Raw genomic sequence first — 24,668 nt, 5'->3', positions numbered from 1 at the left:
GTACTGGAGGCCGGGTTAGGGTCGGCATATGGCTGACATCACCCCGCAGGAGACTGCCCAGGAGACCCCGCTCGACCTCACCAGGGACGGGGCCGAGCTCACCGCCGACCTCGTCGACTTCGCGTCCGTCAGCGGGACCGAGAAGCCGCTCGCCGACGCCATCGAGCAGGCCCTGCGGGCCCTGCCGCACCTCGCCGTCGACCGCTACGGCAACAACGTCGTCGCCCGCACGAACCTCGGCCGCTCCGAGCGGGTCGTCCTCGCCGGCCACATCGACACCGTGCCGATCGCCGACAACGTGCCCTCCCGGCTCGACGAGGACGGCGTCCTGTGGGGCTGCGGCACCTCCGACATGAAGTCCGGCGTCGCCGTGCAGCTGCGGATCGCCGCCACCGTCCCCGAGCCCAACCGCGACCTCACGTTCGTCTTCTACGACAACGAGGAGGTCGCCGCCGACCTCAACGGCCTCGGGAAGATCGCCGCCGCCCACCCCGAGTGGCTGGAGGGCGACTTCGCGGTCCTCCTGGAGCCCTCCGACGGCCAGGTCGAGGGCGGCTGCCAGGGCACCCTCCGCGTCATCCTGCGCACGGCCGGCGAGCGCGCCCACTCCGCCCGCTCCTGGATGGGCTCCAACGCCATCCACACCGCCGCGCCGATCCTCGCCCGCCTCGCCGCCTACGAGCCGCGCAAGCCGGTCATCGACGGCCTGGAGTACCACGAGGGGCTCAACGCGGTCGCGATCCAGGGCGGCGTCGCCACCAACGTCATCCCCGACGCCTGCTCGGTCACGGTCAACTACCGGTACGCCCCCGACCGCTCCCCGGCCGAGGCGCTGGCGCACGTCCGCGAGGTCTTCGCCGACTGCGACGTCGCCGAGTTCGTCGTCGACGACGAGAGCCCCGGCGCGCTGCCCGGCCTCTCCCACCCGGCCGCCGAGGCGTTCATGAAGGCCGTCGGCGGCACCGCGATGCCCAAGTTCGGCTGGACCGACGTCTCCCGGTTCAGCGCGCTCGGCGTGCCCGCGGTCAACTACGGCCCCGGCGACCCGATCTACGCGCACAAGCGCGACGAGCACGTGCACACCGACCGGATCCACCACTGCGAGGCACGGCTCCACGACTGGCTGACCGCCCGTCTCCCGTAATTTCGCGTTTCGTCACCTCTCTGGTCCTACGCTGACCCCACAGCAAAGATCGTGGATCGGCGGAGGGAGCAGGCCATGGGCATTCCCGAGGGAACGGCGAAGCCGGAGGAGCAGCGCCTTGGACCGGTGCTGAGGCGGAGGGACCAGGTCCAGCCGGGCACCACGGACCAGCGGCTGCTCGACACCGAGGGCGACTCGGAGTGGGTGCACACCGACCCGTGGCGGGTCATGCGGATCCAGTCCGAGTTCGTGGAGGGCTTCGGGGCGCTCGCCGAACTGCCGAGCGCGATCAGCGTCTTCGGCTCGGCCCGCACGAAGCCGGACTCGCCGGAGTACGAGGCGGGCGTGCGGCTCGGCCGGGCGCTGGTCGAGGCGGGCTTCGCGGTGATCACGGGCGGCGGCCCGGGCGCCATGGAGGCGGCCAACAAGGGCGCCCGGGAGGCGAAGGGCGTCTCGGTCGGCCTCGGCATCGAGCTCCCCTTCGAGCAGGGGCTCAACCAGCACGTCGACATCGGCGTGAACTTCCGGTACTTCTTCGTCCGCAAGACGATGTTCGTGAAGTACGCGCAGGGCTTCGTCGTCCTGCCCGGCGGCCTCGGCACCCTCGACGAGCTCTTCGAGGCGCTGACCCTGGTGCAGACCCGCAAGGTGACCCGCTTCCCGATCGTGCTGTTCGGCAGCGCGTACTGGAAGGGGCTCGTCGACTGGCTGAAGGACTCGGTCGTCGCCGGCGGCAAGGCGTCCGAGCGCGACCTGCTCCTCTTCCACGTCACGGACGACGTGGACGAGGCGGTGGCGCTGGTGACGAAGGAGGTCGGCAGGTAGCTCCGCCCCCGCCGGCGTCCGGGCCGCGGCCCCGCCCGGCGCGACCGCACGCGCGACGGCCGGAAAGGGCCGTCGCGGGGAGGGAGCCCACCGCGGGCACCCCCCCCGCACCCGCCCGCCCGGGCCGTTTCCTTCGGATCGGGCCGGGTCGGGGGGCGTCGTCCGGTGCGTGCGGCCGCGAGGCGGAGGAGGGAGGCGGTGGGGTCTCCCCTGCTCGAGCGAAGCCGAGAGCCCGGGGAAGGGGCACCGGCGACCGGCGACGACGCGGCGAGCGCGCGTGCCGGCCGCCGCGGGCCCTGCGGGCGCCGGAAGAGAAGGCCTAGGCCAGCCCGCGCCGGGCGACGGCGGGCGGGCGGTGTCCGGCGATGGACGCCACCATGTCGAGCACCTGGCGCGTCTCGGCGACCTCGTGCACCCGGTACACCCGCGCCCCCAGCCACGCGGACACCGCGGTCGTCGCCAGGGTCCCCAGCAGCCGCTCCTTCACCGGGCGGTCCAGCGTCTCCCCGACGAAGTCCTTGTTCGACAGCGAGACGAGGACCGGCCAGCCCGTCCGGGCCATCTCGTCGAGGCGGCGCGTCGCCTCCAGGCTGTGCCGGGTGTTCTTCCCGAAGTCGTGACCCGGGTCGATCATGATCCCGTCCCGCCGCACGCCCAGCGCGACCGCCCGCTCGGCGAGGCCCACGGTGACCCGCAGGACGTCGGCCATCACGTCCTCGTACTCCACCCGGTGAGGGCGGGTCCGCGGCTCGGCGCCGCCCGCGTGGGTGCAGACGAGGCCCGCGCCGTACCGCGCGGCGACCTCCGCGAGCCGGGGGTCGACCCCGCCCCACGCGTCGTTCAGCACGTCCGCGCCGGCCTCGCAGACCGCCTCGCCGACGTCCGCCCGCCAGGTGTCCACGCTGATCACCACGTCGGGGTGGCGGCGGCGGACCTCCGCGACGAAGCCCACCGTGCGGCGGGCCTCCTCCTCGGCCGTGACCTCCTCGCCGGGACCGGCCTTGACCCCGCCGACGTCGATGATCGCGGCCCCCTCGGCGACCGCCTGCTCGACCCGGTCGAGCGCCGGCTCGTCGCGGAAGGTCGCGCCCCGGTCGTAGAAGGAGTCGGGGGTCCGGTTCACGATCGCCATGATCACCGGTTCGTGCGGCCCGAATTCCCGCCGTCCCAAGCGCAGCATCCCTTATGTCCTCCCTCGCGACCGGTCGACGGCGTCCTGTGCAGTCGTCTGTGACCCTAACCGCCGGTGGCGCATGGCACGATCGGCACGGGACGTTTTCCATTCCGGGAGAGGCGCGCTGGTGTTCTGGTTTCTGCTCATCACGATGGTCGTGGTCGTCGCGGCCGTGACCCTCGCCGTGGTCGGCGGCGGTGACAGCGAGGTGCTGCCCGACGCGGCCCCCGAGCAGCTGGTGGACCCGCTGCCGCTGAGCCGCCCGGTCGACCGCGCCGACGTCGAGGCGCTGCGGCTGCCGGTCGCCGCCCGCGGCTACCGGATGGAGGACGTCGACGACGTCCTGGACCGGCTCGCCGCCGAACTCGCCGAGCGCGACGCCCGGATCGCGGAGCTGGAGGCAGCCCTCGCGGGCGCGCCGGCCGGCGGCGGGGCGGCGGAGGGCGACGAGCGATGACCGCCGGCGCGATCCCCGGCCCCGACGGGCTGCCGCGCTGCCCCTGGGGCCTCTCCGCCGAGGACTACACCGCCTACCACGACGAGGAGTGGGGCCGCCCGGTCCGCGGCGACGACGCCCTCTTCGAACGGCTCTGCCTGGAGGCCTTCCAGTCGGGCCTGTCGTGGATCACGATCCTGCGCCGCCGGGAGGGCTTCCGGCGCGCCTTCGCGGGGTTCCGCATCGAGTCCGTCGCCGCCTTCGGGGACGCCGACCGCGAGCGGCTCCTCGCCGACGAGGGCATCATCCGCAACCGGGCCAAGATCGACGCCACGCTCGCCAACGCGAAGCTGCTCACCGACTGGGCCCCCGGCGACCTCGACGCCCTGATCTGGTCGTACGCCCCCGATCCGGCGACCCGCCCCGTCCCCCGCACCCTCGCGGACGTCCCGGCGGTCACCGACGAGTCCACGGCCCTGTCGAAGGCCCTCAAGAAGAAGGGCGTCCGCTTCGTCGGCCCGACGACGGCCTACGCCCTGATGCAGGCCTGCGGCCTGGTCGACGACCACCTCGCGGACTGCGCGTCCCGGGGCGGGCGGTAGCACCCGCCCCGGTCCCTCACCTGCCGAGGTAGCGGGGCTTCTCCTTGGAGAGGAAGGCGCGGACCGCGATGGTGTGGTCCTCGGAGGCGCCGGCGAGCGTCTGGAGCTCGTCCTCCTTGTCGAGGGCCTCGTCGAGGGAGTGGTCGGCGCCATAGTCGACGGAGGCCTTGAGGGCCGCGTAGGCGACGGTGGGGCCCTCGGCGAGCTTCCGGGCCAGCTTCAGGGCCTCGGCGGGGAGGTCGGCGGCTGGCACCAGGCGGTTGGCGATGCCCAGGTCGTACGCCTCCTGGGCGGTCAGGGTGCGGGGGAAGAGCAGCAGGTCGGAGGCGCGGCTGCGGCCGATGAGGCGGGGGAGCGTCCAGGACATGCCGGAGTCGGCGGTGAGCGCGACGCCCGCGAAGGAGGTGTTGAAGGAGGCGGTGTCGGCGACGATCCGGTAGTCCGCGGCGAGCGCGAAGCCGAAGCCGGCACCGGCGGCGACGCCGTTGACCGCGGCGACCACGGGCTTCCGCATGCCGGTGAGCGCCCGGACGATCGGGTTGTAGTGGTCCCGGACCGTGTTCATCGTGGCCCGCGTGCCGAACTCCTGGTCCTGGAGCAGGAGGCCGACGTGCTCCTTCAGGTCCTGTCCGACGCAGAACGCCCGGTCGCCCGCCGCGGTCAGCAGCACCGCGCGGACCGCCGGGTCGGCGGCGGCCGCCTCGGCCGCGTCCCGCAGCGCCGTCTTCGCGGCGACGTTCAGCGCGTTCATGGCCTCGGGCCGGTTGAGCGTGATGGTGGCGAGCCCGTCGCTCACTTCGTACAGGACCGTGTCGGCCATCGGGACCCCTTCGTCTCGTGGATGGGCTGATCCGCCCAGCATGACGGAGATCACCCGTACCGCCCATGTGAGCTGCGTCAAAGAATCGGGGTCCGCGGGGCGATCCGCGGCGGCGAAGTATCGCAGGCCCGACGCCGAAATATGTGCTTTTGCGAGAGCGCGTTGCCCAAGCGATGCGGAACGATGTTGGTCATCGGGTCCTGTGATGCGGGATAATGACCTGGAAGCAATGTGTTCGAAGCCGGTGACGCTGCTCCGTGGCACGGAGCTGCCCGGTTGGAGATGAGCTGGTTTCAGGAAGGGGAACGAGCATGGCGGCCATGAAGCCGCGGACGGGTGACGGCCCGCTCGAGGTGACCAAGGAGGGGCGGGGCATCGTCATGCGCGTTCCGCTCGAAGGCGGCGGTCGGCTCGTGGTCGAGCTGACCCCGGACGAGGCCGAGGCGCTCGGTGACGCCCTGAAGAAGGTCGTCGGCTGACCCTCCCCGTTCTCCTGCACCGCTGCCCCGGTACGGCCCCGCCGTCCGGGGCAGCGGCATGCCGGGGCCGGCCAGGGGCGGTTCAGCCGCGCCGGACCGCGCAGAGCAGGCCGTCGCCCACCGGCAGCAGCGTCGGGAGGAGCTGGGAGCTCTCCCGGACCGTGCGCAGCAGCTCGCGGACCCGCTGCACCTCGCCCGGCTGGGCGCCGGAGTCCACCGTGCGGCCGTCCGCGAAGACGCCCTCGAAGCAGACCAGACCCCCAGGTCGGAGCAGGCGCAACGATTCAGCGAGATAGTCCGGGTACTCCCCGCGGTCGCCGTCGCAGAACACGAGGTCGTACCCGCCGTCCGCCAGCCGCGGCAGCACGTCGAGCGCCCGGCCCGGGATGAACCGCGCCCGGTTGCCGGCGAAGCCCGCCGCCCGGAACGCCGTCTTCGCGAGCTGCTGGTGCTCCGGCTGCACGTCCACCGTCGTCAGGGTGCCGTCGGGGCGCATCCCCAGCAGCAGGTAGATGCCCGACACGCCGGTGCCCGTACCGATCTCGGCCACCGCCTTGGCGTCCGTCGACGCGGCCAGCAGACGCAGCGCCGCACCGGTGCCCGGCGACACCGGGGGCAGCCCTGCCTCGTGGGCCCGTGCCCGGGCCCAGCGCAGAGCTTCGTCCTCGGCGACAAAGGCGTCGGCGAACGCCCAGTCCGTCTGCCGGTTGGCGGTAATGGCCCTCTCCTGTCCCCTTAGTTGGCGCAACGGTGACTGTATCCGCTGTCAGCGGGAACCCGCAGATGGGACCGGGCGTTCACCAGGGGTGGGACGCGCTTGGGGACCGGCGGACGACGCCGATTCAAATGCGCGTAAAGATTCTTATCCGGAGCTAACGGGCGAGGTGGCTATGGTAGGGGCTCCACTGGACACCACCAGAGCCGATAGGGGAGGTGCGGCTGCGCCTGTGGATCGGAGAGGGGCGCTGCGGCGTCTTCTCAGGTCGGCGGGTGAGCCGAAATCCGTGACCGACACCGCTGACAAGCTCCACACCACCGACACCGCACCGACCACCGCGACCTTCGCATCGGATGCGGAATCGCAGGCGTGGACTCCGCCCACCTGGGAGGAGATCGTCAGCACGCACAGCGGTCGCGTCTACCGCCTGGCCTACCGCCTCACCGGCAACCAGCACGACGCCGAGGACCTCACCCAGGAGGTCTTCGTCCGCGTCTTCCGCTCGCTGTCGACCTACACCCCCGGCACCTTCGAGGGCTGGCTGCACCGCATCACCACCAACCTCTTCCTCGACATGGTCCGCCGCAAGCAGCGCATCCGCTTCGACGCGCTCGCCGACGACGCCGCCGAGCGGCTCCCCAGCCGGGAGCCCTCCCCCCAGCAGGTGTTCAACGACACCCACTTCGACGCCGACGTCCAGCAGGCCCTCGACACCCTGGCGCCCGAGTTCCGCGCCGCCGTCGTCCTCTGCGACATCGAGGGGCTCTCGTACGAGGAGATCGCCGCGACCCTCGGCGTGAAGCTCGGCACCGTCCGCAGCCGGATCCACCGCGGCCGCTCCCACCTGCGCAAGGCGCTCAAGCACCGCTCGCCCGAGGCCCGGGCGGAGCGCGCCCTGGCCACCGTCGGATGGGAGGCCGGGACAGCGTGAGCGGCACCCGTCCCCCGTCCCCGAGCCCCGCGGAGCACCACCTCGGGGACCGGCTCGCCGCGCTCGTCGACGGCGAGCTCGGTCACGACGCCCGCGAGCGCGTGCTCGCCCACCTCGCCACCTGCGCCCGCTGCAAGGCCGAGGCCGACGCCCAGCGCGCCCTGAAGAGCGTCTTCGCCTCCAGCGGCGCCCCGCAGCCCTCCGAGGGCTTCCTCGCCCGCCTCCAGGGCCTGCCCGGCGGCCCCGGCGACCCGGGCGGGTCCGGGCGCTCCCCGCTGGAGCAGCTCCTCGAAGCCGGCGGCGTGAAGAGCGACGGCTTCGCCACCGCGACCCCCGCAGCGCCCGACGGCCCCACCGGCTTCCGGGTCCACGCCGTCACCCCGTCGGGACGCGGCCGGCGCTTCGCCGTCGCCGCCGCCGGCGCGGTCTCCTTCGCGGCCATCGCCCTCGGCGGCGCCCTCCCCGTCGACAGCACCCTCAGCACCACCGCCCGCGGCGGACAGGGCACCGGCAGCGCGGTCACCCCGCTGCGCGCCGGCGCCTCCGCGGGCCCCGGCTCCGCCTCCGGCGCCGCGACCGGCCGCTCGGACCGCTCGGAGCGCTCCGCCGGCGGGGCCCAGGCCCTCGGCAGCGCCCCGCTGGTCCCGGGCGGGACCGTCCCCTCGGGGGCCGTCCCTGCGGACCTGGACCGGGCCGGTCCGATGGCGGCCGTACGGCTCCGGGCGGTGCAGACGCAGTCGCTCTTCGCGCTCTCGCCGTTCATACGCGCGACGGCCTCCGCCCTCCAGCCGGCCCTCGGCCCGGCACCCAGTCCGGCCCCCAGCCCGCCCGGCATCCCGCCGGGCTCCCCCCGCTGACCCCGACCTGGTTGAATCCTCGGTCAGAGCGCCCGAACACCGGGGCGCTCACGGGTCAGCGGTTGCGGGGAGAACATGAACGACGGGAAGCCGAACTGGTGGAGCCGGCCCTCGACGCCCCCGGAGGCGGCGCGCATACCCGCGCCGTCCCCGGCGGAGGAGGACGACTTCCCCCTCCAGGCCCCGGACCCGGCCGACTCCGCCGCGCCGGAGCCGGCCGCGGAGGCGCCCGCCGCCCCCCGGGTCGACATGACGAAGGAACCCGCCCCGGCCGCGCCCGCTCCGGCGGAAGCAGTTCCGGTGGCACCCGCCCCGGCGGAAGCCGCACCGGCCGAGCCGGTCGCCGCCGAGCCCGCCGCGGCGGCGGAGCCCGTACCCCCCGCCGAGCCGGCCGCCCCGGTGGTGCCGCCCGCGGCGCAGCCGCTGCACGAGCCCGACGAGTACCGGACGCCGCCCTACGGCGAGCCCGGGCCGTGGGCCCCCGCGCCGCCCGTGCAGCACCCTGCCGCGTCCGTCCAGGCCCCGCACCCCGCCGTGCCCCCGCAGGGAGCCGTCCCGCCCCCGCAGGGCCCCGTGGCCCCGCACGCCTGGGGCCAGTACGACCCCTGGGGCGCCGGCCCCGGAGCCGTACCGCCGCCCGCGCGGAAGAAGTCCCGGCGCGGCCTCGCACTCGTCGGCGCCCTCGCCTTCGCCCTGCTCACCGGAGTCATCGGCGGCGGCATCGGCGCCTACGTCGAGCGCAACGGCGGCATCGCCGGCGCCGTCGAGCTGCCGCAGGCCGAGGGCGGGAGCACCGACCGCGCCCCCGACAGCGTCGCCGGCATCGCCGCCCGCGCCCTGCCCGGCGTCGTCACCCTCCACGTCAGCGGCGGCGGCTCCTCCGGCACCGGCACCGGCTTCGTCCTCGACGACAAGGGCCACATCCTCACCAACAACCACGTCGTCGACGCCGCCGCCGCCTCCGGCGACATCACCGTCACCTTCTCCAGCGGCGAGACCGCCTCCGCCAAGCTCATCGGCAAGGACACCGGCTACGACCTCGCCGTCGTCCGGGTCAGCGGCGTCCGCGGCCTCAAGCCCCTCCCGCTCGGCAACTCCGACGACGTCCGCGTCGGCGACCCCGTCGTCGCCATCGGCGCCCCCTTCGACCTCTCCAACACCGTCACCTCCGGCATCATCAGCGCCAAGGAGCGCCCGATCACCGCCGGCGGCGAGAAGGGCGACGGCAGCGACATCTCCTACGTCGACGCCCTCCAGACCGACGCGCCCATCAACCCGGGCAACTCCGGCGGCCCCCTCCTCGACGGCAAGGGCCGCGTCATCGGCATCAACAGCGCCATCCGCGCCGCCGGCGGCTCCGGCGACGGGGACGGCGGCAGCGGCGGCCAGGCCGGCTCCATCGGCCTCGGCTTCGCCATCCCCGTCAACCAGGGCAAGCGGGTCGCCGAGGAGCTCATCAACACCGGCAAGGCCACCCACCCGGTCATCGGCGTCAGCCTCGACATGCAGTTCAACGGCGACGGCGCCCGCGTCGGCGACAAGGGCAAGGACGGCACCCCGTCCGTCACCCCCGACGGGCCCGCCGCCAAGGCCGGACTGCGCCCCGGCGACGTCATCACCAAGGTCGACGGCCAGCGGGTCCACAACGGCGAGGAGCTGATCGTGAAGATCCGCGCCCACCGCCCCGGCGACGCGCTCGCCCTCACCCTGACCCGCGACGGCAAGGAACTGACCCGCACCGTCACGCTCGGCTCGGCCCAGGGCACCTGAGCACGCCGGGCACCCGAGGTACATGTGGCGGACATCGCAAGGTACCCGTCCGGCAGTCCGGGCGGGTACCGTGGTCCGGGCCGTGCTGGTCCGGCGTGAAGGAGTTATCGGATGTTCAGCGACATAGGCGCACTCGAGCTGGTGACGCTCGTCGTCCTCGCCGTGCTCGTTTTCGGGCCGGACAAGCTGCCGAAGGTCGTCCAGGACGTCTCGCGCTTCATCCGGAAGATCCGGGAGTTCTCCGACAGCGCCAAGGAGGACATCCGCAGCGAGCTCGGCCCGGACTTCAAGGACTTCGAGTTCGAGGACCTCAACCCGAAGACCTTCATCCGCAAGCAGCTCGACGGCAACGAGGACCTGAGCGAGCTCAAGGAGCTGCGCTCCACCTTCGACCTCCGCAAGGAGATGAACGAGGTCGCCGACGCGGTCAACGGCCGCGAGAGCGCGCCGGCCGCCACGCCCGCCGCGGCCCCCGCCGCCGTCAACGGCTCCGCCCCCGACCTGCTGAAGAAGCAGGACAAGCCCGCCGCGCCCGAGCACCCGCCGTACGACTCCGACGCCACCTGACACGGGCGGTCACCGACCAGTCGCTATCCTCCTTGAGTTGGGGGTACCCCCGGACGGAGTCCGGGGGAGGAACGAGGAGGCGGCCGAGATGAAGACGACGAGTCGGGTGGAAGCCGAGGGCTTTCTGCGCGCACCCTTCGCCTGGTACGGGCTGGACGAGGCGTTCACCGGCCCCCGCCGGCTGATGCAGATCGGCACGGCGGCGGACGGCACCGTCCAGCACGGTTCGGTGGGCCACGGTGACGAGCCGTCGATAAAGTCCGAGGTCGCCGGCACGGAGAAGGAGCGCTTCGCCGTCGTCGTGACGGTCGCCGCGAACCCCGTGCGGCGCACCGGGGACGGCACGGGCGTCCTCGACGCCACCACCGTCTCCTCCGCCGCCTGGCTGGCCGGCTCCGGGCTCCTGGCCCACACCTGGCCCGCCTCGCTCGACCACGGGCTGCGGGACCACTGGCTGGACCAGCAGACCGAGACGGCCTTCGAGCTGGCGGACGACCTCGACGGGCCCGCGTGGACCGCGCTGTCGCTGCCGGTCGACGGGGTGCCGGTGCCCTTCCACTACCGCGAGTCCGAGTTCGGGTGGGTGCTGGCCGGCTCCACCGGGGACGTGCACATCGGGGCGTACGGGCGGGGCATGAGCGCGTACGGGCTCGGCTTCGCGCAGATCAAGGACCTCGGGCCGTACGCCTGACGGCCCGGGCACGACGAAGGGCGCCCCCCTCCGGGGGCGCCCTTCGTCGTGCCGTGCGGCCCGCGCGGCCGGCGGGCGACTAGAACTTGTTGCGCGGCGTGATGCCCAGGCTCAGGCCCGAGAGGCCGCGCTGGCGGCCGCCGAGCTTGCCCGCGATGGCGCGCAGGGCCGCGCCGGCGGGGGAGTCGGGGGCTTCGAGGACGACCGGCCTCCCGCTGTCGCCGCCCTCGCGCAGGCGCACGTCGATCGGGATGGAGCCGAGCACCGGGACCGTCGTGCCGGTGGTGCGGGACAGGCCGTCCGCGACCAGCTGGCCGCCGCCCGTGCCGAAGACGTCCACCATCTCGTCGCAGTGCGGGCACGGCAGGCCCGACATGTTCTCGACCACGCCGACGATCTTCTGGTGGGTCTGCACCGCGATCGAGCCGGCCCGCTCGGCGACCTCGGCCGCCGCCTGCTGGGGCGTCGTCACGACGAGGATCTCCGCGTTCGGCACCAGCTGCGCGACGGAGATCGCGATGTCGCCGGTGCCCGGGGGCAGGTCGAGCAGGAGGACGTCCAGGTCGCCCCAGTACACGTCCGCCAGGAACTGCTGGAGGGCGCGGTGCAGCATCGGGCCGCGCCACACCACCGGCGCGTTGCCCGGGGTGAACATGCCGATCGAGATGACCTTCACGCCGTTCGCCGACGGCGGCATGATCATGTTCTCGACCTGGGTCGGACGGCCGTCCGCGCCCAGCATGCGGGGCACGCTGTGGCCGTAGATGTCCGCGTCGACGACACCGACCTTCAGGCCGTCGGCGGCCATCGCGGCGGCCAGGTTCACGGTCACGGAGGACTTGCCGACGCCGCCCTTGCCGGAGGCGACCGCGTAGACCCGGGTCAGCGAGCCCGGCTTCGCGAAGGGCACCTCGCGCTCGGCGGTGGTGCCGCGCAGCGCCGCCGCCAGCTCCTTGCGCTGCTCGTCGCTCATCACGTCCAGCGTCACCTCGACGCCGGTGACGCCCTCGACGCGCGCGACGGCCTCGGTGACGCGCTGCGTGATGGTGTCGCGCATCGGGCAGCCGGAGACCGTCAGGTAGACCGTCACCGCGACCCTGCCGTCCGGTCCGATCTCCACCGACTTGACCATGCCGAGTTCCGTGATCGGACGATTGATCTCGGGGTCGTTCACCGTCGCCAGTGCTTCGAGCACCGCGTCTTCCGTAGCCATAGGACTGATGGTACGGCGACGACCACGTGGCTATGAAAGGGCCGTCAACGGTCGGGTACGTCACTCCGCCGCTCGCCGTCCTGCGGGAATAGATCGCGTTCCCGTCCGCGCTCCTCCAGTTCCTTCACCAGGTCCTGCAGTTCGGAGCGGATCCAGTCGCGGGTGGCGACCTCGCCGAGCCCCATCCGGAGCGCCGCGATCTCCCTGGTCAGGTACTCCGTGTCGGCGATCGACCGCTCGTTCTGCTTGCGGTCCTGCTCCAGGTTCACCCGGTCCCGGTCGTCCTGCCGGTTCTGCGCCAGCAGGATCAGCGGGGCCGCGTACGAGGCCTGCAGGGACAGCGCCAGCGTCAGGAAGATGAAGGGGTACTCGTCGAACCTCAGCGACGCCGGGGCGAAGACGTTCCACCCGATCCAGACGACCACCGTCAGGGTCATCCAGACCAGGAAGCGGCCCGTCCCCAGGAAGCGGGCGATCCGCTCCGAGAGCCGCCCGAAGGCCTCGGGGTCGTACTCCGGCAGCAGCCGGTACCGCCGCTCGCTCGGCAGGTCGAGCCGGATCCGGGAGACCGGGCGCTCCCGCTCGCGCTCCCGGTCCTGAGCGCGCTCAGCCACCGTTCACCCCCTCCTCGTGGAACTCCGTCTCCCGCCAGTCCTCCGGCAGCAGGTGGTCGAGCACGTCGTCGACGGTGACCGCGCCGAGCAGCGAGCCGCTCTCGTCCACCACCGGCGCCGCCACCAGGTTGTACGCGGCGAAGTAGCTGGTCACGGCCGGCAGCGCGGTGTCCGGTCCGAGCGGCGGCAGGTCGCTGTCGACCAGCGAGCCGACCAGCGTGAACGGCGGGTCGCGCAGCAGCCGCTGGAAATGGACCGTGCCCAGGTACTTCCCGGTCGGCGTCTCGTCCGGCGGCCGGCACACGTACACCTGCGCGGCGAGCGCCGGCGACAGGTCCTGCTGGCGGACCCGGGCCAGCGCGTCGGCCACCGTGGCGTCCGCGCGCAGCACGATCGGCTCGGTCGTCATCAGACCGCCCGCCGTCCGCTCCTCGTACGACATCAGCCGGCGCACGTCGGCCGCCTCGTCCGGCCGCATCAGGGTGAGCAACCGTTCCTTCTCGTCCTCCGGCAGCTCGTTGAGGAGGTCGGCGGCGTCGTCCGGGTCCATCGCCTCCAGGACGTCGGCGGCCCGCTCCTCCTTCAGCTTGCCCAGGATCTCCACCTGGTCGTCCTCCGGCAGCTCCTCCAGGACGTCGGCGAGCCGGTCGTCGTCGAGGGCCGCGGCGACCTCGGCGCGCCGCTTGGGGGAGAGGTGGTGCAGGGCGTTGGCGAGGTCCGCGGGGCGGAGCTTCTCGAAGGTGGCGACCAGGCTCTCGGCGCCCTGCCCGTGCTCCTCCAGGGAGAAGCCGGTGACCGCCGACCACTCCACGGTCAGCGTCTCCCCCTTGCGGCGCAGCGCCCCGCCCTTGCCCCGGCGGACGAAGACCTTGTCGATCTCCCAGTCGCGGCGGGCCGGCAGCTGCTGGATGGCGATGTCGAGGACGGTGACCTCCTCGCCGGTCTCGACCAGGGTGACCCGCCGGTCGAGCAGTTCGCCGAGGACGAGCCGCTCGGTGGGCCGCTGCTCGAAGCGGCGCATGTTGACCACGCCGGTGGTGATGACCTGCCCGGACTCGACGCCGGTGATCCGGGTCATCGGGACGAAGACCCGCCGCCTGCTCAGCACCTCCACGACCATCCCGAGCAGCCGGGGCGGACGGCGGCCGACGCGCAGCATCGCCACCAGGTCGCTGACCCGGCCCACCTGGTCGCCCACGGGGTCGAAGACGGCCGTCCCCGCGAGGTGGGAGACGAAGATCCGGGGGGCGCCTGCCGCCATGCCTCGCGCCTCCTCGGTGCCGCACGATCCGGGTCGCCGCGCCGCCCCCGGGGGGCTTCGCGGCCGGTGCGGGGCCCTTGCCGGGCTTCGCATGGTTCAGGCTAGCCCGAGGTGTTCCTCCCCGCTCCGGCAGCACCGCCGTCCGGCTGCCGCGAGGACGCCGGACCCGCCCGGGTACGCTGCGGTCTGCCGCCCCCCACCGGCACCGGCCGGCCCGTCCGGCCGACTCCGGCGGCCCCCGCCGACTGTCCGCGGCCGGGCCGTTCCCCCCCGCACCGCAGAACGAGAGGCAGCGCAGGTGACCGTCCGCACCCCGTCATCGCGTATCCCGTCCGTGCCGCCGGCACGCGCCCGCACGGCCCCCGCGGGCCGCTTCCGCCGGGCGGCCGTGCCCCTGGCCCTGTGCGCGGGTCTGACGGTGGGCCTGACGGCCTGCGCGGCCGAGCCCGACCCCGACGCGGGCACGAACGGCGTGGGGAAGCTGTCGGCGCCGGAGATCGAGCGGAAGGCCCGCACGGCGGCGGACGAGGCGAAGGCGGTCCGGCTGGCCGGCACCCTGGTCAGCAAGGGTGGCACCTTCAAGCTGAACATGCGGCTGAAGCAGGACGGCGCCACCGGCTCGGTCACCACGAAGAACAGCACCTTCGAGCTGCTGCGGGTCGGCGACGCCCTCTACCTCAAGGCCGACGCCGGCTTCTGGACGCACGAGGAGGGCGGCGACGAGCCCAGCGAGGCCGGCACGGAGGCCGCCGACAAGCTGGACGACAAGTACGTGAAGGTGCCCGCCGACGACCCCTCGTACAAGCAGCTGCGCGGCTTCACCGAGATGGACCAGCTGCTGCGCGGCCTGATCGGGCTGCACGGCGACGTCGTCAAGGGCGACCGGGACCGGGTCGGCGGCGTCCGCACGGTGAAGGTGAAGGGCGGCGAGGGCGGCGAGGGCGGCACCCTCGACGTGGCCCTGGAGGGCTCTCCGTACCCCCTCCAGTTCGCCCGCGGCGGCGGCGCGGGCCTCGTCCTGCTCTCCGAGTGGGACAAGGACTTCCCGCTGGCCGCGCCGGGCCGCGAGGAGACCCTCGACTACGGCCGCCAGCTGCCCCGGACCTGAACGGGGCTCAGCCGCCGGCCGCGCCCCAGTCCCACAGGGCCTGGAGCACCGGGCCGAGCTCCCGCCCGCGCGGCGTGAGCCCGTACCGCACGGTGGGCGGCCAGCCGGGGCGCCGCTCGCGGACCACCGCCCCCGCCCCGGCGAGCTGCGCCAGCCGCTCCGACAGCACCTTGTCGGAGAGCCTCGGCAGCGCCTCCCGCAGCTCGCTGTAGCTCCGCTCGCCGCCCAGCAGCTCGCGGACGACGAGAGTGGTCCAGCGGCCGCGGAGGGCGGCGAGGGCGATCTCCACCGGGCAGTCCGGGGCGGGCGCGTCGACGCGGGCGCGGGGGTCGCCGTCCGGGAGCCCCGGCGGGTGGCCAACCGTTCGGTGAGTCACGAGACCGTCTCCTAGCGTGTCGGGAGTCCGATTCTCCCGGTACGGAAGGACGTCCGTCACCCATGTCCACGACCCCACGCGAACCGGCGGTCCGGCCCGGGCCCACCACCCTGCCCGCACCCGCCGCCCTGCCCGGACCGGCGACCCGGCCCGAGGACGTGCCCGCCGTCTTCGCGGCCCGTTTCAACAGCGGCGACCCGGCGGCCCTCGCCGGACTCTACGAGGAGGGCGCGGTCCTGGCCGCGGGCCCGGACGGCGACCCGCTCGCCGGCCCCGCGCTGCACGCCGCCAACGCGCGGCTCCAGGCGCTCGGCGTCCCGATCGCGGTCCGTCCGCGCCGGGTGTACGCCACCGGCGACCTGGCGCTGCTCCTCGTCGACTGGCTGATCGAGGGCACGGGACCCGACGGCCGGCCGGTGCGCGTCGGGGGCACCGCCACCGACGTGGTCCGCCGGGGCGCGGACGGCCGCTGGCGCTACGCCGTCGACAACCCCTTCGGCACGGCCCCGGCAGGTCTGCCGGAGGGCTAGGCCGTTTCTTTCGGATCAGGCCGGGTCAGGGAGCGGCGTCTGGTGCGTGCGATCGCAAGGCGGAGGAGGGAGACCATGCGGAGCATCGGCGACCGACGACAACGCGGCGAGCGTGCGTGCCAGGCGTCGCGAGCCCGGCAAGATCCGAAAGAGATGGCCTAGGAGCGCCGCTTCCGCTTCCGGCCGAGGAGGAGCCTGGGCAGGGCGGCCGGCACCGGGCGGCGGGTGGTCGCGCCGGAGGGGAGGGGGACGGCCGCGAGGGAGCCGTCCGGGAGGTCGGTGGTGGCGGAGCGCGGGTCGAGGCGCAGGACGCGGCACTCGCGCGCCCAGCGCTCGGGCATGGCCTCGCCGTCGGGCGCGTTGAGCCGCTTGCCCTTCAGCTCGGCGACGGCCGCGTCCCACTCCTCGGTGCCGGGCGAGAGCTGGCGGACGGCGGCCGTCCAGGACACGATCCGGCCGCCCTTGTCCTTGCTGCGGACGGTGACCTCGGCGGTGGCGCCGTCGGCGAGGCCGGGCAGCGGCTGCTCGCCGGGGCCGTCGCCGACCACGTGGGCGGCGCCGTCGTGCCAGACGTGCCAGAGCGCCCGGGCGGGCCCGGTCCCCCGGACCCACACGAGGCCGGACTTCTTCGTGGCCTCCTCGACGAGGAACAGCTCTTCAGTCATGGCCCGAAGCCTAGCGGGAGGCGCCTACAGCCAGCCGTTGCGCTTGAGGGTGCGGTGGATGGCGAAGCAGATGACGGCGATGCCGCCGAGCACCATCGGGTAGCCGTACTTCCAGTGCAGCTCCGGCATGTGGTCGAAGTTCATGCCGTACACGCCGCAGACCGCCGTGGGGACGGCGACGATCGCCGCCCACGAGGTGATCTTGCGCATGTCCTCGTTCTGCGCGACGGTCGCCTGCGCCAGGTTGGCCTGGAGGATCGAGTTCAGCAGCTCGTCGAAGCCGACGACCTGCTCCTGGACGCGGGCGAGGTGGTCGGCGACGTCCCGGAAGTACTTCTGGATGTCCGGGTCGACCAGCCGCATGGGCCGCTCGCTGAGCAGCTGCATCGGGCGCAGCAGCGGGGTGACGGCCCGCTTGAACTCCAGCACCTCGCGCTTGAGCTGGTAGATCCGGCCGGTGTCCGTGCCGCGCGTGGAGCCCTTCGCGGCCGGCGAGAAGACGTCGATCTCCAGCTGGTCGATGTCGAGTTCGACGGCGTCGGCCACGGCGATGTAGCCGTCGACGACGTGGTCGGCGAGGGCGTGCAGGACGGCGGAGGGGCCCTTGGCGAGGAGTTCGGGCTCGCCCTGGAGGCGGTGCCGGAGGTTGCGCAGGGAGCCCTGGCCGCCGTGCCGGACGGTGATGACGAAGTCGGGGCCGGTGAAGCACATCAGCTCGCCGGTCTCCACCACCTCGCTGGTGGCGGTGAGTTCGGCGTGCTCGACGTAGTGGATCGTCTTGAAGACGGTGAAGAGGGTGTCGTCGTACCGCTCCAGCTTGGGCCGCTGGTGGGCGTGGACGGCGTCCTCGACGGCGAGCGGGTGCAGCCCGAACTCGGCGGCGATACCGGCGAATTCGGCCTCGGTCGGCTCGTGCAGCCCGATCCACGCGAAGCCGCCGGACTCCCGCACCTGCGCCATGGCGCCGCGCGGGGTGAGGCAGGCGCGGTCGTCGACCCGGTTGCCGTCGCGGTAGACCGCGCAGTCGACGATGGCGCTGGAGGCCGAGTGGTCGCGCGTCGGGTCGTAGTTCGTGTACGTGGTCGGGGTCTTGCGCAGGCTCGGACGCAGGCTGGGCCGCACGGCGGCGCGCAGGTCACGGATCATGGACACGGGCGTGCTCCTTCACGGACAGGCCGTCGGCGAGCGTGGCGCAACCCGGAATGAGGACGGGAAGGGACGTCGTCCACAAAGCGGGCGGCACCGTCGGATCGCGGGTGACGGCGTTCGCAACTCGGACAGGCAAAGAGGGGATGCTCTTCCGTCGTACGCGATGCCGGAGAAGGGGGGTCCGCGGTTCAGGGACCCGGGGTCACCGGGGGAAGGAACGCACCGGGCGGGGGTGCGGTGCGGCGGAAGAGCGGCTGGTACTGCCCGATCGACTTCGGTCCATCGCAGTCCCACCTCCTCCGGCCGGTCCCTCGTGAGGGATGACGTGTGACGCACGGTCGGGAAACCCGACCAGTGGCCCACACTATCAGCCGACCAAGGGTCAATCCCTTACTTTGCCCGTTCCATACGCGATCTATGCTCGCGACATGGGAGAAGTTCTTGCACTGGTCGAGGCCCGGCTCCGCACGGCCCTGGGCGACCCCGACGCGCGGGCCGCGGTGACCTTCCTCGGCACCGACCGCATCGAGGTGCTCCGCTTCGTCGACGGGGAGGCCGGCCTGGTGCGCTACGCCACGCTCGGCATGTCGGCCGCCCCGATGGCCGACCCGACGGCCGTGCTCGCCGACCCCGTGAAGGGCCCGCGCGCCGAGCTGGTCCTCACCATGCGCCTCGGCCGCGCCGACACCGACAAGGTGCTGCGCCCGCTCGCGGTGCTCGCCGCGAGCCCGCAGGTGGAGGGCGTGGTCGTGGCCCCCGGCGCCTCGCTGGACGTGGGCGAGCCGCTCTGGCCGGGGGCCGGCTTCAGCTCGGTCCTGGTCGCCGAGCCGGGCGGGCTGGTGGAGGACCTGGAGCTGGACGACCCGATGGACCCGGTCCGCTTCCTTCCCCTGCTGCCGATGACCCCGAACGAGGCCGCCTGGAAGCGCGTGCACGGCGCCCAGGCCCTGGAGGAGCGCTGGCTCGCCCGGGGCACGGACCTGCGCGATCCGCTGCGCGGCTCCGTCGCCCTGGACTGACCGGGCCGGGTGCGGCGGAGCGCGCGGGGCGGCCCCGGCCGGCGCGCCGCCGCTCCGCGCCGTCCCGCGGACGGGCGGGTGAGCGCTTCGGGCCGGACGGGTGAGTCGGGGGCGGTCGTCCTTGACGGGAGGCGCGAGCGGTAGGACCGTTGAGCCCTATGAGGGGCGAACCCAGTTGTCCGAAGTGCGGTGGCCGGGTCAGGGCGCCCGGACTCTTCGCCGACTCCTGGCAGTGCGACGTACACGGACCCGTGCATCCGCTCCAGCCGGTGGTCCCGCCCAGTGTCGAAGCCCTCGGCGTCGTCGTGCACCGCTCGCAGGTCCCCGTCTGGATGCCCTGGCCGCTTCCCGTCGGCTGGCTCTTCACCGGCGTCGCCTACGCGGGTGACGACCGCAGCGGCGGGCGGGCCACCGCCGTCGCCTGCTCCGGGCCCGGCCCGCTCGGCGGCATCGGCGAGCTGCTGCTCGTCGCCGAGGAGCTGGGCGTCGGCCTCGGCGCCCGGTACGCCGGCATCGACGGCCCCGACCCCGGCTCCGGCATGGCCATCGACAAGCCGCCGCAGGCCAAGGTCCTCGCCGCGGGCCGCCCCACCCCGCTCTGGCACGTCACCGGCACCCCCCACGACCGGGCCGTCTTCGCCGGCGAGGCCCGCGGGCTCTGGCTCTGGGCGATCGTCTGGCCCGAGCAGTCGGGGCTGCTGATGTACGACGAACTCGTCCTCACCGACCTGCGCGACGCGGGCGCCGAGGTCGAGCTGCTGCCCTGCGGGGCGCTCACCCCGCGCCTGATCGGCTGACGGCCCGTCGGACACCCCGGGGTGTAATGGGCACCCGGTGTGCCGGATCCGTACATCTGGACACGCGGCGCCCGCTATGCTGGAGCGTCGTCCGTCCGTGCCGAGCCCCTGGAGAACCGCGTCGTGCGCATCGACCTGCACAGCCACTCCACGGCGTCCGACGGCACCGACACCCCCGCCGAGCTGGTGCGGAACGCGGCGGCCGCCGGGCTCGACGTCGTCGCGCTCACCGACCACGACACCACCCGCGGGCACGCCGAGGCGATCGCCGCCGCGCCCGAGGGGCTGACCGTCGTCCCCGGCGCCGAACTCTCCTGCCGCCTCGACGGCATCGGCCTGCACATGCTCGCCTACCTCTTCGACCCCGAGGAGCCGGCCCTGCTCGCCGAGCGCGAGCTGGTCCGCGACGACCGGGTGCCGCGCGCCCGGGCCATGGTGGACAAGCTCCGGCTGCTCGGCGTCCCCGTCACCTGGGAGCAGGTCGCCCGGATCGCCGGCGACGGCTCCGTGGGCCGCCCGCACGTCGCCGAGGCGCTGGTCGAGCTGGGCGTCGTGCCCGACGTCTCCGGGGCCTTCACCACCGAGTGGATCGCCGACGGCGGCCGCGCCCACGTGGAGAAGCACGAGCTGGACCCGGCGGACGCGATCCGGCTGGTCAAGGCCGCCGGCGGCGTCACCGTCTTCGCCCACCCGGCCGCCGTCAAGCGCGGCCAGGTCGTGCCCGAGTCCGCCATCGCCGCCCTCGCCGAGGCCGGACTCGACGGCATCGAGGTCGACCACATGGACCACGACGAGCCCACCCGCGCGCGGCTGCGCGGGCTCGCGAAGGAGCTGGGGCTGCTGGTCACCGGCTCCAGCGACTACCACGGCAGCCGCAAGACCTGCCGGCTCGGGGAGTACACCACCGACCCCGAGATCTACGGCGAGATCACCCGCCGCGCGACCGGCGCCTTCCCCGTCCCCGGCGCCGGCGGAGTCCGCGCCTAGGCCTTTCCCCTCGGATCGCGCCAGCCGCGCGGGGTCTCCGCGTCCGCCGGCGTCCCCGGGCCCGCTTCTCCGCCCCGCGGTCGCCCGCACCGGGCGCCGCGCCCCGGGCCGGTCCGAAGGAGACCGCCGCGGCCCCGGGCCCCGGCCGCCCTCCCCGTCGTCGCGTGACGGCGGGGCGCCGCGCCGGCCCGCTCCCCGCGCCCGTTCCGTACCGCCTCCGGCCCCGCACGTCCGCCGTGCGGCGGCGGGGCACTCCTGCCCCGATGCCGGAATCTCAGATTCCGGTCCGGGCCCCACCCCACCGTTCGACCCTCACCCGCAAGGCACCCCACCGTGTTCGACCTCGCCGTCTTCGGCTCGCTCTTCCTCACCCTCTTCGTGATCATGGACCCGCCCGGCATCACGCCGATCTTCCTGGCGCTGACCTCCGGCCGCCCGGCCAAGGTCCAGCGCCGGATGGCGTGGCAGGCCGTCGCCGTCGCCTTCGGCGTCATCACCGTCTTCGGCCTCCTCGGCCAGCAGATCCTGGACTACCTGCACGTCTCCGTGCCCGCCCTGATGATCGCGGGCGGCCTCCTGCTGCTGCTCATCGCGCTCGACCTGCTCACCGGCAAGACCGACGAGCCGAAGCAGACCAAGGACGTCAACGTCGCCCTCGTCCCGCTCGGCATGCCGCTGCTCGCCGGGCCCGGCGCGATCGTCTCCGTGATCCTCGCCGTCCAGCACGCCGACAGCGCCTCCGCTCAGATCTCCGTCTGGACCGCCATCGCCGCCATGCACGTCGTGCTCTGGCTGGCCATGCGCTTCTCGCTCGGGATCATCCGCGTCATCAAGGACGGCGGCGTCGTCCTCGTCACCCGGCTCGCCGGCATGATGCTCTCCGCGATCGCCGTGCAGCAGATCATCAACGGCGTCACCCAGGTCGTCCGGGGCGCCTGACCCGGGCCCGGACACCACTGCGCCCCCGTGCGGATTCCGCCGAAGCGGAGTCCGCGCGGGGGCGCGGTGCGTGGTGTGGACCCGCGCCGTTACGAGGCGGAGGTCTCTGCGGGTCGGATCCAGATGCGCTGGCCGATCGCGGCGGCCTGCTGCACGATCCGGTTGACGGAGGCGGCGTCCACGACGGTCGAGTCGACGGGCGTGCCGTCGACGTCGTCGAGTCGCAGGATTTCGAAGCGCATGGCTTCTCCCTTCGTCCGAGTTGATCCTCCATGCGGAGAACTTGCGTACGTATGTGTCCAACGGTGGAGCCGCCCGGAACATTCCTTACGCTAAGGAAAATTTTCGGATGGCTAAATACTGACGGGTAAGGGATGTGGCGGGCCGCCCTCCCGCACCGGACAATGAGGGCCGATGAACGACGCCACGAACCCCGCGCCACCGCCCGCCGACGACACCCTGCGCGCCCTCGGCGCGCTGGACGCCCGCCTGGAGCGCACCAATGAGCTCCTGAGACGGATGCTGGCCGAGGTGGCCAGGACCCCGTCCACCCACGCCATCTTCGTCGACGCCGGTTACGTCCATGCTTCGGCCGGGTTGCTGGTGACCGGCAGCGAGGACCGGCGCTCCTACGACCTCGACGCCGAGGGCCTCATCGAGGCGTTCATCGACACCGCCCGGACGATCTTCGCCGACAGCCGGCTGCTGCGCGTCTACTGGTACGACGGCGCCCGCCGCCGCATCCACACCCCCGAGCAGCAGTCCATCGCCGAACTCCCGGACGTCAAGGTCCGCCTCGGCAACCTCAACGCCAACAACCAGCAGAAGGGCGTCGACTCCCTCATCCGCACCGACCTGGAGTCCCTCGCCCGGCACCGCGCCATCAGCGACGCCGCCCTCGTCGGCGGCGACGAGGACCTGGTCTCCGCCGTGGAGGCCGCCCAGGGCTACGGCGCCCGCGTCCACCTCTGGGGCATCGAGGCCGCCGACGGCCCCAACCAGGCCGAGGCGCTGCTCTGGGAGGTCGACAGCCAGCGCACCTTCGACCTCGACTTCTGCCGGCCGTACGTCACCCGCCGCCCCGTCACGATGTACGAGAACGAGGCGGAGCCCCCGCCCTCGCGCGAGGAGGTCCGCTTCGTCGGCGCCCAGATCGCCGCCACCTGGCTCGGCGAACGCGGCCGCGACCGGCTCGCCGAACTCCTGCCCGGCGATCCGTACCTCCCCGCCGGTCACGACCAGGACCTCCTCGTCGAGGCCGAGACCCGGCTCGGCCGCTCGCTGCGCGGCCACGGCGGCCTCCGGCGCGCCCTGCGCGACGGCTTCTGGCAGCACCTCAGGGCGCAGTACTGACCTGCGCCGTCCGCCGGTCCGGCGCGTCCACGCGCTGCCAGAAGGCGGCCAGGCGCTCGGCCAGCTCGCGCGGGTGCGAGACGTTGGGGGAGTGGCCCGCGCCCTCCACCACCGTGTGGTGCGCGCCGGTACGGGCGGCGACCGCCGCCAGCTCGGCCGGCGGCCAGACCATCTCCTCGGAGCCGTACGCCAGGTGCACCGGCAGCGTCAGGCCGGCCAGCTCGGCCTCGCCGTCCGGGTCGCGCAGCAGCAGCCGGCCCGCGCCGGACAGCTGGGCGACCTTGGTCAGCATCCAGCGGCGGCGCAGGAAGCCCACCAGCTCGTCCGAGTCGACGGCCTCGTCCGGCTGCTCGCCGCGGCTGTCCAGCCAGCGGGTGGTCCGCCACACCCGGTCCTTCGCCAGCAGGGCGTGCCCGGCGCGCAGCGCCCGGATCCTGACCCGCTGGGGCCGGGCGACCCGGCCGGGGCCGGAGGAGAGCAGGGTCAGCGAGCGGAAGGCGCGCGGGGCGAGCACGGCGGCGGAGCGGGCGACGAGCCCGCCGAAGGAGTGCCCGAGCAGGTGGACCGGCCCGTCGCGCAGCGCCACCGCCTGCGCGACCACGTCGAGCGCGAGCGCCCGTCGGCGGTAGGCGGCGCGGCCCCGGGGGCCGTGCGACTCGTTCTGCCCGCGTCCGTCGACGGCGACGACGCGGTAGCCGGCCTCGCCCAGCGGCCCGAGCAGCGCCAGGAAGTCCTCCTTGCTGCCGGTGTAGCCGGGCAGCATCAGCACGGTGCCCCGCCGCTCGCCCGCGGCCTCGGCGTCGAGCACGGCGAAGCCGCCGCGCACGGTCTCCAGACGGTGGGCCCGGGTGCGCGGGGGGAGGGCCAGGGAGCGGGGCTTGCTCATGCAAGGACTGTAACCGGAGCGGGCGCTCCGGCCCCCGGCTCCGGTCCCTGTCTTCGACCCCGACCCCGACCCCGACCCCGGCTCCGGTCCCGGCTTCCGGTGCCGGCTTCCGGTCCTGGTCCTCGGCCCCGGCCCCCTGCCCCCGGCTTCGGCTTCGGGCTCGGGCTCCGGTCCCGGTCTCCTGTCCCCGGCTTCGGCTTCGGGCTCCGGTCCCGGTCTCCTGTCCCCGGGTACGATGACGGCGGCCCGGCCCCTGGGGAGGGGCCGGGCCGCCGTCGTGCCCGGAGGTCCGGGCGGGGTGTCACGCCTCCGGCTGGGCGGGGGCGGCCTTCCTTGGGGCCCGCTTGCGCGGAGCCTTGGGCGCCTCCTCGGCCGGAGCCTCGGCGGCGGCCTTCTTCACCGTGCGCCGACGGGTCGTCGCCGCGGTCTGCGGCTCCGAAGCGTCCGGCGCCACGGCGGGGGCCGTCTTCTTGGCGGCGGCGCGCTTGCGGGGGGCCTTGGGGGCCTCTTCGGCGGCGGGCGCCTCGGTGGCGGGTGCCTCGGTGGCCGGGGCGGCCTTCTTGGCGGTGGTCCGCTTGCGGGGGGCCTTGGGGGCTTCCTCGGCGGCCGGTGCCTCGGTGGCGGCGGGGGCCGTCTTCTTGGCGGCGGCGCGCTTGCGCGGAGCCTTGGGGGCCTCTTCGGCGGCGGGCGCCTCGGTGGCGGGTGCCTCGGTGGCCGGGGCGGCCTTCTTGGCGGTGGTCCGCTTGCGGGGGGCCTT

The 24,668-nt window shown here is 74.0% G+C and carries 28 protein-coding genes and 1 pseudogene; 17 read left to right on the top strand and 12 right to left on the bottom strand.

The genetic code is table 11. The features are described from left to right. The first annotated feature begins 28 nt into the window (after positions 1-28). Both dapE and ACFW6A_RS23950 read left to right on the top strand, forming a co-directional pair. Positions 29-1,144, top strand: a complete 1,116-nt coding sequence (dapE, locus tag ACFW6A_RS23955) for a succinyl-diaminopimelate desuccinylase (protein WP_351850475.1) — start codon at positions 29-31, stop codon at positions 1,142-1,144. A 75-nt stretch (positions 1,145-1,219) separates the two neighbouring features. After that, positions 1,220-1,969, top strand: a complete 750-nt coding sequence (locus ACFW6A_RS23950; RefSeq protein ID WP_351850476.1) for a TIGR00730 family Rossman fold protein — start codon at positions 1,220-1,222, stop codon at positions 1,967-1,969. 319 nt (positions 1,970-2,288) lie between these two features. On the opposite strand, the gene folP is transcribed toward ACFW6A_RS23950, so the two are convergent. After that, the gene (gene folP, locus ACFW6A_RS23945; RefSeq protein ID WP_386477065.1) at positions 2,289-3,149 is read right to left on the bottom strand and encodes a dihydropteroate synthase; all 861 of its coding nucleotides are present in this window, start codon (positions 3,147-3,149) and stop codon (positions 2,289-2,291) included. A gap of 121 nt (positions 3,150-3,270) precedes the next feature. Here folP and ACFW6A_RS23940 point away from each other — a divergent pair, with 121 nt between their 5' ends. Beyond that, positions 3,271-3,600 carry a DivIVA domain-containing protein gene (locus ACFW6A_RS23940; RefSeq protein ID WP_351850479.1) on the top strand — a complete coding sequence of 110 codons (330 nt, stop codon included), beginning with the start codon at positions 3,271-3,273 and terminating at the stop codon, positions 3,598-3,600. Next, entirely contained in the window at positions 3,597-4,181 is a 585-nt protein-coding gene (locus ACFW6A_RS23935; RefSeq protein WP_351850482.1) for a DNA-3-methyladenine glycosylase I, read from the top strand. Before ACFW6A_RS23940 ends, ACFW6A_RS23935 begins: the two co-directional genes overlap by 4 nt. A gap of 16 nt (positions 4,182-4,197) precedes the next feature. Here ACFW6A_RS23935 and ACFW6A_RS23930 read toward each other — a convergent pair whose 3' ends face one another. Beyond that, entirely contained in the window at positions 4,198-5,001 is an 804-nt protein-coding gene (locus tag ACFW6A_RS23930; protein WP_386642614.1) for an enoyl-CoA hydratase/isomerase family protein, read from the bottom strand. 311 nt (positions 5,002-5,312) lie between these two features. Here ACFW6A_RS23930 and ACFW6A_RS23925 point away from each other — a divergent pair, with 311 nt between their 5' ends. Beyond that, a complete protein-coding gene (locus ACFW6A_RS23925) occupies positions 5,313-5,480 on the top strand; it encodes a DUF3117 domain-containing protein (protein ID WP_009997451.1) in 168 nt (55 codons plus the stop codon). Positions 5,481-5,562: 82 nt separating this feature from the next. Here the strand turns inward: ACFW6A_RS23925 and ACFW6A_RS23920 are convergent, their stop codons facing one another. Further along, positions 5,563-6,228 carry an O-methyltransferase gene (locus tag ACFW6A_RS23920; protein ID WP_351850485.1) on the bottom strand — a complete coding sequence of 222 codons (666 nt, stop codon included), beginning with the start codon at positions 6,226-6,228 and terminating at the stop codon, positions 5,563-5,565. 142 nt (positions 6,229-6,370) lie between these two features. On the opposite strand from ACFW6A_RS23920, the gene sigE reads away from it, so the two are divergent. From sigE to ACFW6A_RS23895, 5 genes are all read left to right on the top strand, one after another. Continuing rightward, a complete protein-coding gene (sigE, locus tag ACFW6A_RS23915) occupies positions 6,371-7,129 on the top strand; it encodes an RNA polymerase sigma factor SigE (RefSeq protein WP_351111585.1) in 759 nt (252 codons plus the stop codon). Continuing rightward, complete coding sequence (locus tag ACFW6A_RS23910) at positions 7,126-7,986, top strand: zf-HC2 domain-containing protein (RefSeq protein ID WP_351850489.1); 861 nt, start codon at positions 7,126-7,128, stop codon at positions 7,984-7,986. The genes sigE and ACFW6A_RS23910 overlap by 4 nt, the downstream gene beginning before the upstream one ends. Positions 7,987-8,061: 75 nt before the next feature. Then, the gene (locus ACFW6A_RS23905; RefSeq protein WP_386642610.1) at positions 8,062-9,756 is read left to right on the top strand and encodes a trypsin-like peptidase domain-containing protein; all 1,695 of its coding nucleotides are present in this window, start codon (positions 8,062-8,064) and stop codon (positions 9,754-9,756) included. A 111-nt stretch (positions 9,757-9,867) separates the two neighbouring features. Next, positions 9,868-10,323, top strand: coding sequence for a sec-independent translocase (locus tag ACFW6A_RS23900; protein WP_351850493.1), 456 nt, complete (start codon positions 9,868-9,870; stop codon positions 10,321-10,323). Between the two features lie 88 nt (positions 10,324-10,411). Next, positions 10,412-11,014, top strand: coding sequence for a hypothetical protein (locus ACFW6A_RS23895; RefSeq protein WP_351850495.1), 603 nt, complete (start codon positions 10,412-10,414; stop codon positions 11,012-11,014). A gap of 79 nt (positions 11,015-11,093) precedes the next feature. Here the strand turns inward: ACFW6A_RS23895 and ACFW6A_RS23890 are convergent, their stop codons facing one another. Genes ACFW6A_RS23890 through ACFW6A_RS23880 form a run of 3 tightly spaced genes read right to left on the bottom strand, consistent with a single transcriptional unit; the run spans position 11,094 to position 14,102 of the window. Then, on the bottom strand, positions 11,094-12,227 hold the full coding sequence (locus tag ACFW6A_RS23890) for an Mrp/NBP35 family ATP-binding protein (RefSeq protein WP_351850497.1): 1,134 nt from the start codon (positions 12,225-12,227) through the stop codon (positions 11,094-11,096). A gap of 44 nt (positions 12,228-12,271) precedes the next feature. Continuing rightward, the gene (locus tag ACFW6A_RS23885; protein WP_386642607.1) at positions 12,272-12,841 is read right to left on the bottom strand and encodes a DUF1003 domain-containing protein; all 570 of its coding nucleotides are present in this window, start codon (positions 12,839-12,841) and stop codon (positions 12,272-12,274) included. Continuing rightward, positions 12,834-14,102 (bottom strand): magnesium transporter MgtE N-terminal domain-containing protein, encoded by a 1,269-nt coding sequence (locus ACFW6A_RS23880; RefSeq protein ID WP_351850499.1) that lies wholly within the window; start codon positions 14,100-14,102, stop codon positions 12,834-12,836. Before ACFW6A_RS23880 ends, ACFW6A_RS23885 begins: the two co-directional genes overlap by 8 nt. 325 nt (positions 14,103-14,427) lie before the next feature. On the opposite strand from ACFW6A_RS23880, the gene ACFW6A_RS23875 reads away from it, so the two are divergent. After that, positions 14,428-15,210, top strand: coding sequence for a hypothetical protein (locus ACFW6A_RS23875; protein ID WP_386642677.1), 783 nt, complete (start codon positions 14,428-14,430; stop codon positions 15,208-15,210). Positions 15,211-15,217: 7 nt separating this feature from the next. On the opposite strand, the gene ACFW6A_RS23870 is transcribed toward ACFW6A_RS23875, so the two are convergent. Continuing rightward, complete coding sequence (locus tag ACFW6A_RS23870) at positions 15,218-15,586, bottom strand: helix-turn-helix domain-containing protein (protein WP_351850503.1); 369 nt, start codon at positions 15,584-15,586, stop codon at positions 15,218-15,220. 62 nt (positions 15,587-15,648) lie between these two features. Between ACFW6A_RS23870 and ACFW6A_RS23865 the strand changes: the two genes are divergently transcribed. After that, entirely contained in the window at positions 15,649-16,116 is a 468-nt protein-coding gene (locus ACFW6A_RS23865; protein ID WP_351850504.1) for a DUF4440 domain-containing protein, read from the top strand. Positions 16,117-16,274: 158 nt separating this feature from the next. On the opposite strand, the gene ACFW6A_RS23860 is transcribed toward ACFW6A_RS23865, so the two are convergent. Then, positions 16,275-16,781, bottom strand: coding sequence for a hypothetical protein (locus tag ACFW6A_RS23860; protein ID WP_351850505.1), 507 nt, complete (start codon positions 16,779-16,781; stop codon positions 16,275-16,277). A gap of 24 nt (positions 16,782-16,805) precedes the next feature. Further along, positions 16,806-17,933: a magnesium and cobalt transport protein CorA gene (locus ACFW6A_RS23855; protein ID WP_351850507.1), complete on the bottom strand. Its 1,128-nt coding sequence runs from the start codon at positions 17,931-17,933 to the stop codon at positions 16,806-16,808. A 425-nt stretch (positions 17,934-18,358) separates the two neighbouring features. On the opposite strand from ACFW6A_RS23855, the gene ACFW6A_RS23850 reads away from it, so the two are divergent. From ACFW6A_RS23850 to ACFW6A_RS23835, 4 genes are all read left to right on the top strand, one after another. Continuing rightward, the gene (locus ACFW6A_RS23850; protein WP_386477092.1) at positions 18,359-18,949 is read left to right on the top strand and encodes a suppressor of fused domain protein; all 591 of its coding nucleotides are present in this window, start codon (positions 18,359-18,361) and stop codon (positions 18,947-18,949) included. Positions 18,950-19,107: 158 nt separating this feature from the next. Further along, on the top strand, positions 19,108-19,746 hold the full coding sequence (locus ACFW6A_RS23845) for a DUF6758 family protein (RefSeq protein WP_351850509.1): 639 nt from the start codon (positions 19,108-19,110) through the stop codon (positions 19,744-19,746). 123 nt (positions 19,747-19,869) lie between these two features. Further along, complete coding sequence (locus ACFW6A_RS23840) at positions 19,870-20,733, top strand: PHP domain-containing protein (protein ID WP_351850512.1); 864 nt, start codon at positions 19,870-19,872, stop codon at positions 20,731-20,733. 333 nt (positions 20,734-21,066) lie between these two features. Then, a complete protein-coding gene (locus ACFW6A_RS23835; RefSeq protein ID WP_351850513.1) occupies positions 21,067-21,672 on the top strand; it encodes a MarC family protein in 606 nt (201 codons plus the stop codon). Between the two features lie 89 nt (positions 21,673-21,761). On the opposite strand, the gene ACFW6A_RS23830 is transcribed toward ACFW6A_RS23835, so the two are convergent. After that, entirely contained in the window at positions 21,762-21,914 is a 153-nt protein-coding gene (locus tag ACFW6A_RS23830) for a hypothetical protein (RefSeq protein WP_106978848.1), read from the bottom strand. A 172-nt stretch (positions 21,915-22,086) separates the two neighbouring features. Here ACFW6A_RS23830 and ACFW6A_RS23825 point away from each other — a divergent pair, with 172 nt between their 5' ends. Next, positions 22,087-23,025 (top strand): NYN domain-containing protein, encoded by a 939-nt coding sequence (locus ACFW6A_RS23825; RefSeq protein ID WP_386477098.1) that lies wholly within the window; start codon positions 22,087-22,089, stop codon positions 23,023-23,025. Here ACFW6A_RS23825 and ACFW6A_RS23820 read toward each other — a convergent pair. Next, positions 23,009-23,911 carry an alpha/beta hydrolase gene (locus tag ACFW6A_RS23820; RefSeq protein ID WP_351850515.1) on the bottom strand — a complete coding sequence of 301 codons (903 nt, stop codon included), beginning with the start codon at positions 23,909-23,911 and terminating at the stop codon, positions 23,009-23,011. The two genes, ACFW6A_RS23825 and ACFW6A_RS23820, sit on opposite strands and share 17 nt — an antisense overlap. 301 nt (positions 23,912-24,212) lie before the next feature. Then, positions 24,213-24,668, bottom strand: a pseudogene (locus tag ACFW6A_RS23815) (DEAD/DEAH box helicase); the annotation flags it as partial.

The sequence above is a fragment of the Streptomyces sp. NPDC058758 genome, from assembly GCF_042746075.1.
Taxonomy (GTDB): domain Bacteria; phylum Actinomycetota; class Actinomycetes; order Streptomycetales; family Streptomycetaceae; genus Streptomyces.
This window is presented reverse-complemented; position numbering and strand designations above follow the sequence as displayed.

Bases quoted from the DNA above. Each gene is read 5' to 3' on its own strand.
- ACFW6A_RS23930 (WP_386642614.1), bottom strand. From the start codon at position 5,001: ATGGCCGACACGGTCCTGTACGAAGTGAGCGACGGGCTCGCCACCATC.
- ACFW6A_RS23895 (WP_351850495.1), top strand. From the start codon at position 10,412: ATGAAGACGACGAGTCGGGTGGAAGCCGAGGGCTTTCTGCGCGCACCC.
- ACFW6A_RS23860 (WP_351850505.1), bottom strand. From the start codon at position 16,781: ATGACTGAAGAGCTGTTCCTCGTCGAGGAGGCCACGAAGAAGTCCGGC.
- ACFW6A_RS23935 (WP_351850482.1), top strand. From the start codon at position 3,597: ATGACCGCCGGCGCGATCCCCGGCCCCGACGGGCTGCCGCGCTGCCCC.
- ACFW6A_RS23925 (WP_009997451.1), top strand. From the start codon at position 5,313: ATGGCGGCCATGAAGCCGCGGACGGGTGACGGCCCGCTCGAGGTGACC.
- ACFW6A_RS23890 (WP_351850497.1), bottom strand. From the start codon at position 12,227: ATGGCTACGGAAGACGCGGTGCTCGAAGCACTGGCGACGGTGAACGAC.
- ACFW6A_RS23820 (WP_351850515.1), bottom strand. From the start codon at position 23,911: ATGAGCAAGCCCCGCTCCCTGGCCCTCCCCCCGCGCACCCGGGCCCAC.
- ACFW6A_RS23845 (WP_351850509.1), top strand. From the start codon at position 19,108: ATGAGGGGCGAACCCAGTTGTCCGAAGTGCGGTGGCCGGGTCAGGGCG.
- ACFW6A_RS23905 (WP_386642610.1), top strand. From the start codon at position 8,062: ATGAACGACGGGAAGCCGAACTGGTGGAGCCGGCCCTCGACGCCCCCG.
- sigE (WP_351111585.1), top strand. From the start codon at position 6,371: ATGGTAGGGGCTCCACTGGACACCACCAGAGCCGATAGGGGAGGTGCG.
- ACFW6A_RS23880 (WP_351850499.1), bottom strand. From the start codon at position 14,102: ATGGCGGCAGGCGCCCCCCGGATCTTCGTCTCCCACCTCGCGGGGACG.
- dapE (WP_351850475.1), top strand. From the start codon at position 29: ATGGCTGACATCACCCCGCAGGAGACTGCCCAGGAGACCCCGCTCGAC.
- ACFW6A_RS23830 (WP_106978848.1), bottom strand. From the start codon at position 21,914: ATGCGCTTCGAAATCCTGCGACTCGACGACGTCGACGGCACGCCCGTC.
- ACFW6A_RS23850 (WP_386477092.1), top strand. From the start codon at position 18,359: ATGGGAGAAGTTCTTGCACTGGTCGAGGCCCGGCTCCGCACGGCCCTG.
- ACFW6A_RS23865 (WP_351850504.1), top strand. From the start codon at position 15,649: ATGTCCACGACCCCACGCGAACCGGCGGTCCGGCCCGGGCCCACCACC.
- ACFW6A_RS23950 (WP_351850476.1), top strand. From the start codon at position 1,220: ATGGGCATTCCCGAGGGAACGGCGAAGCCGGAGGAGCAGCGCCTTGGA.
- ACFW6A_RS23900 (WP_351850493.1), top strand. From the start codon at position 9,868: ATGTTCAGCGACATAGGCGCACTCGAGCTGGTGACGCTCGTCGTCCTC.
- folP (WP_386477065.1), bottom strand. From the start codon at position 3,149: ATGCTGCGCTTGGGACGGCGGGAATTCGGGCCGCACGAACCGGTGATC.
- ACFW6A_RS23825 (WP_386477098.1), top strand. From the start codon at position 22,087: ATGAACGACGCCACGAACCCCGCGCCACCGCCCGCCGACGACACCCTG.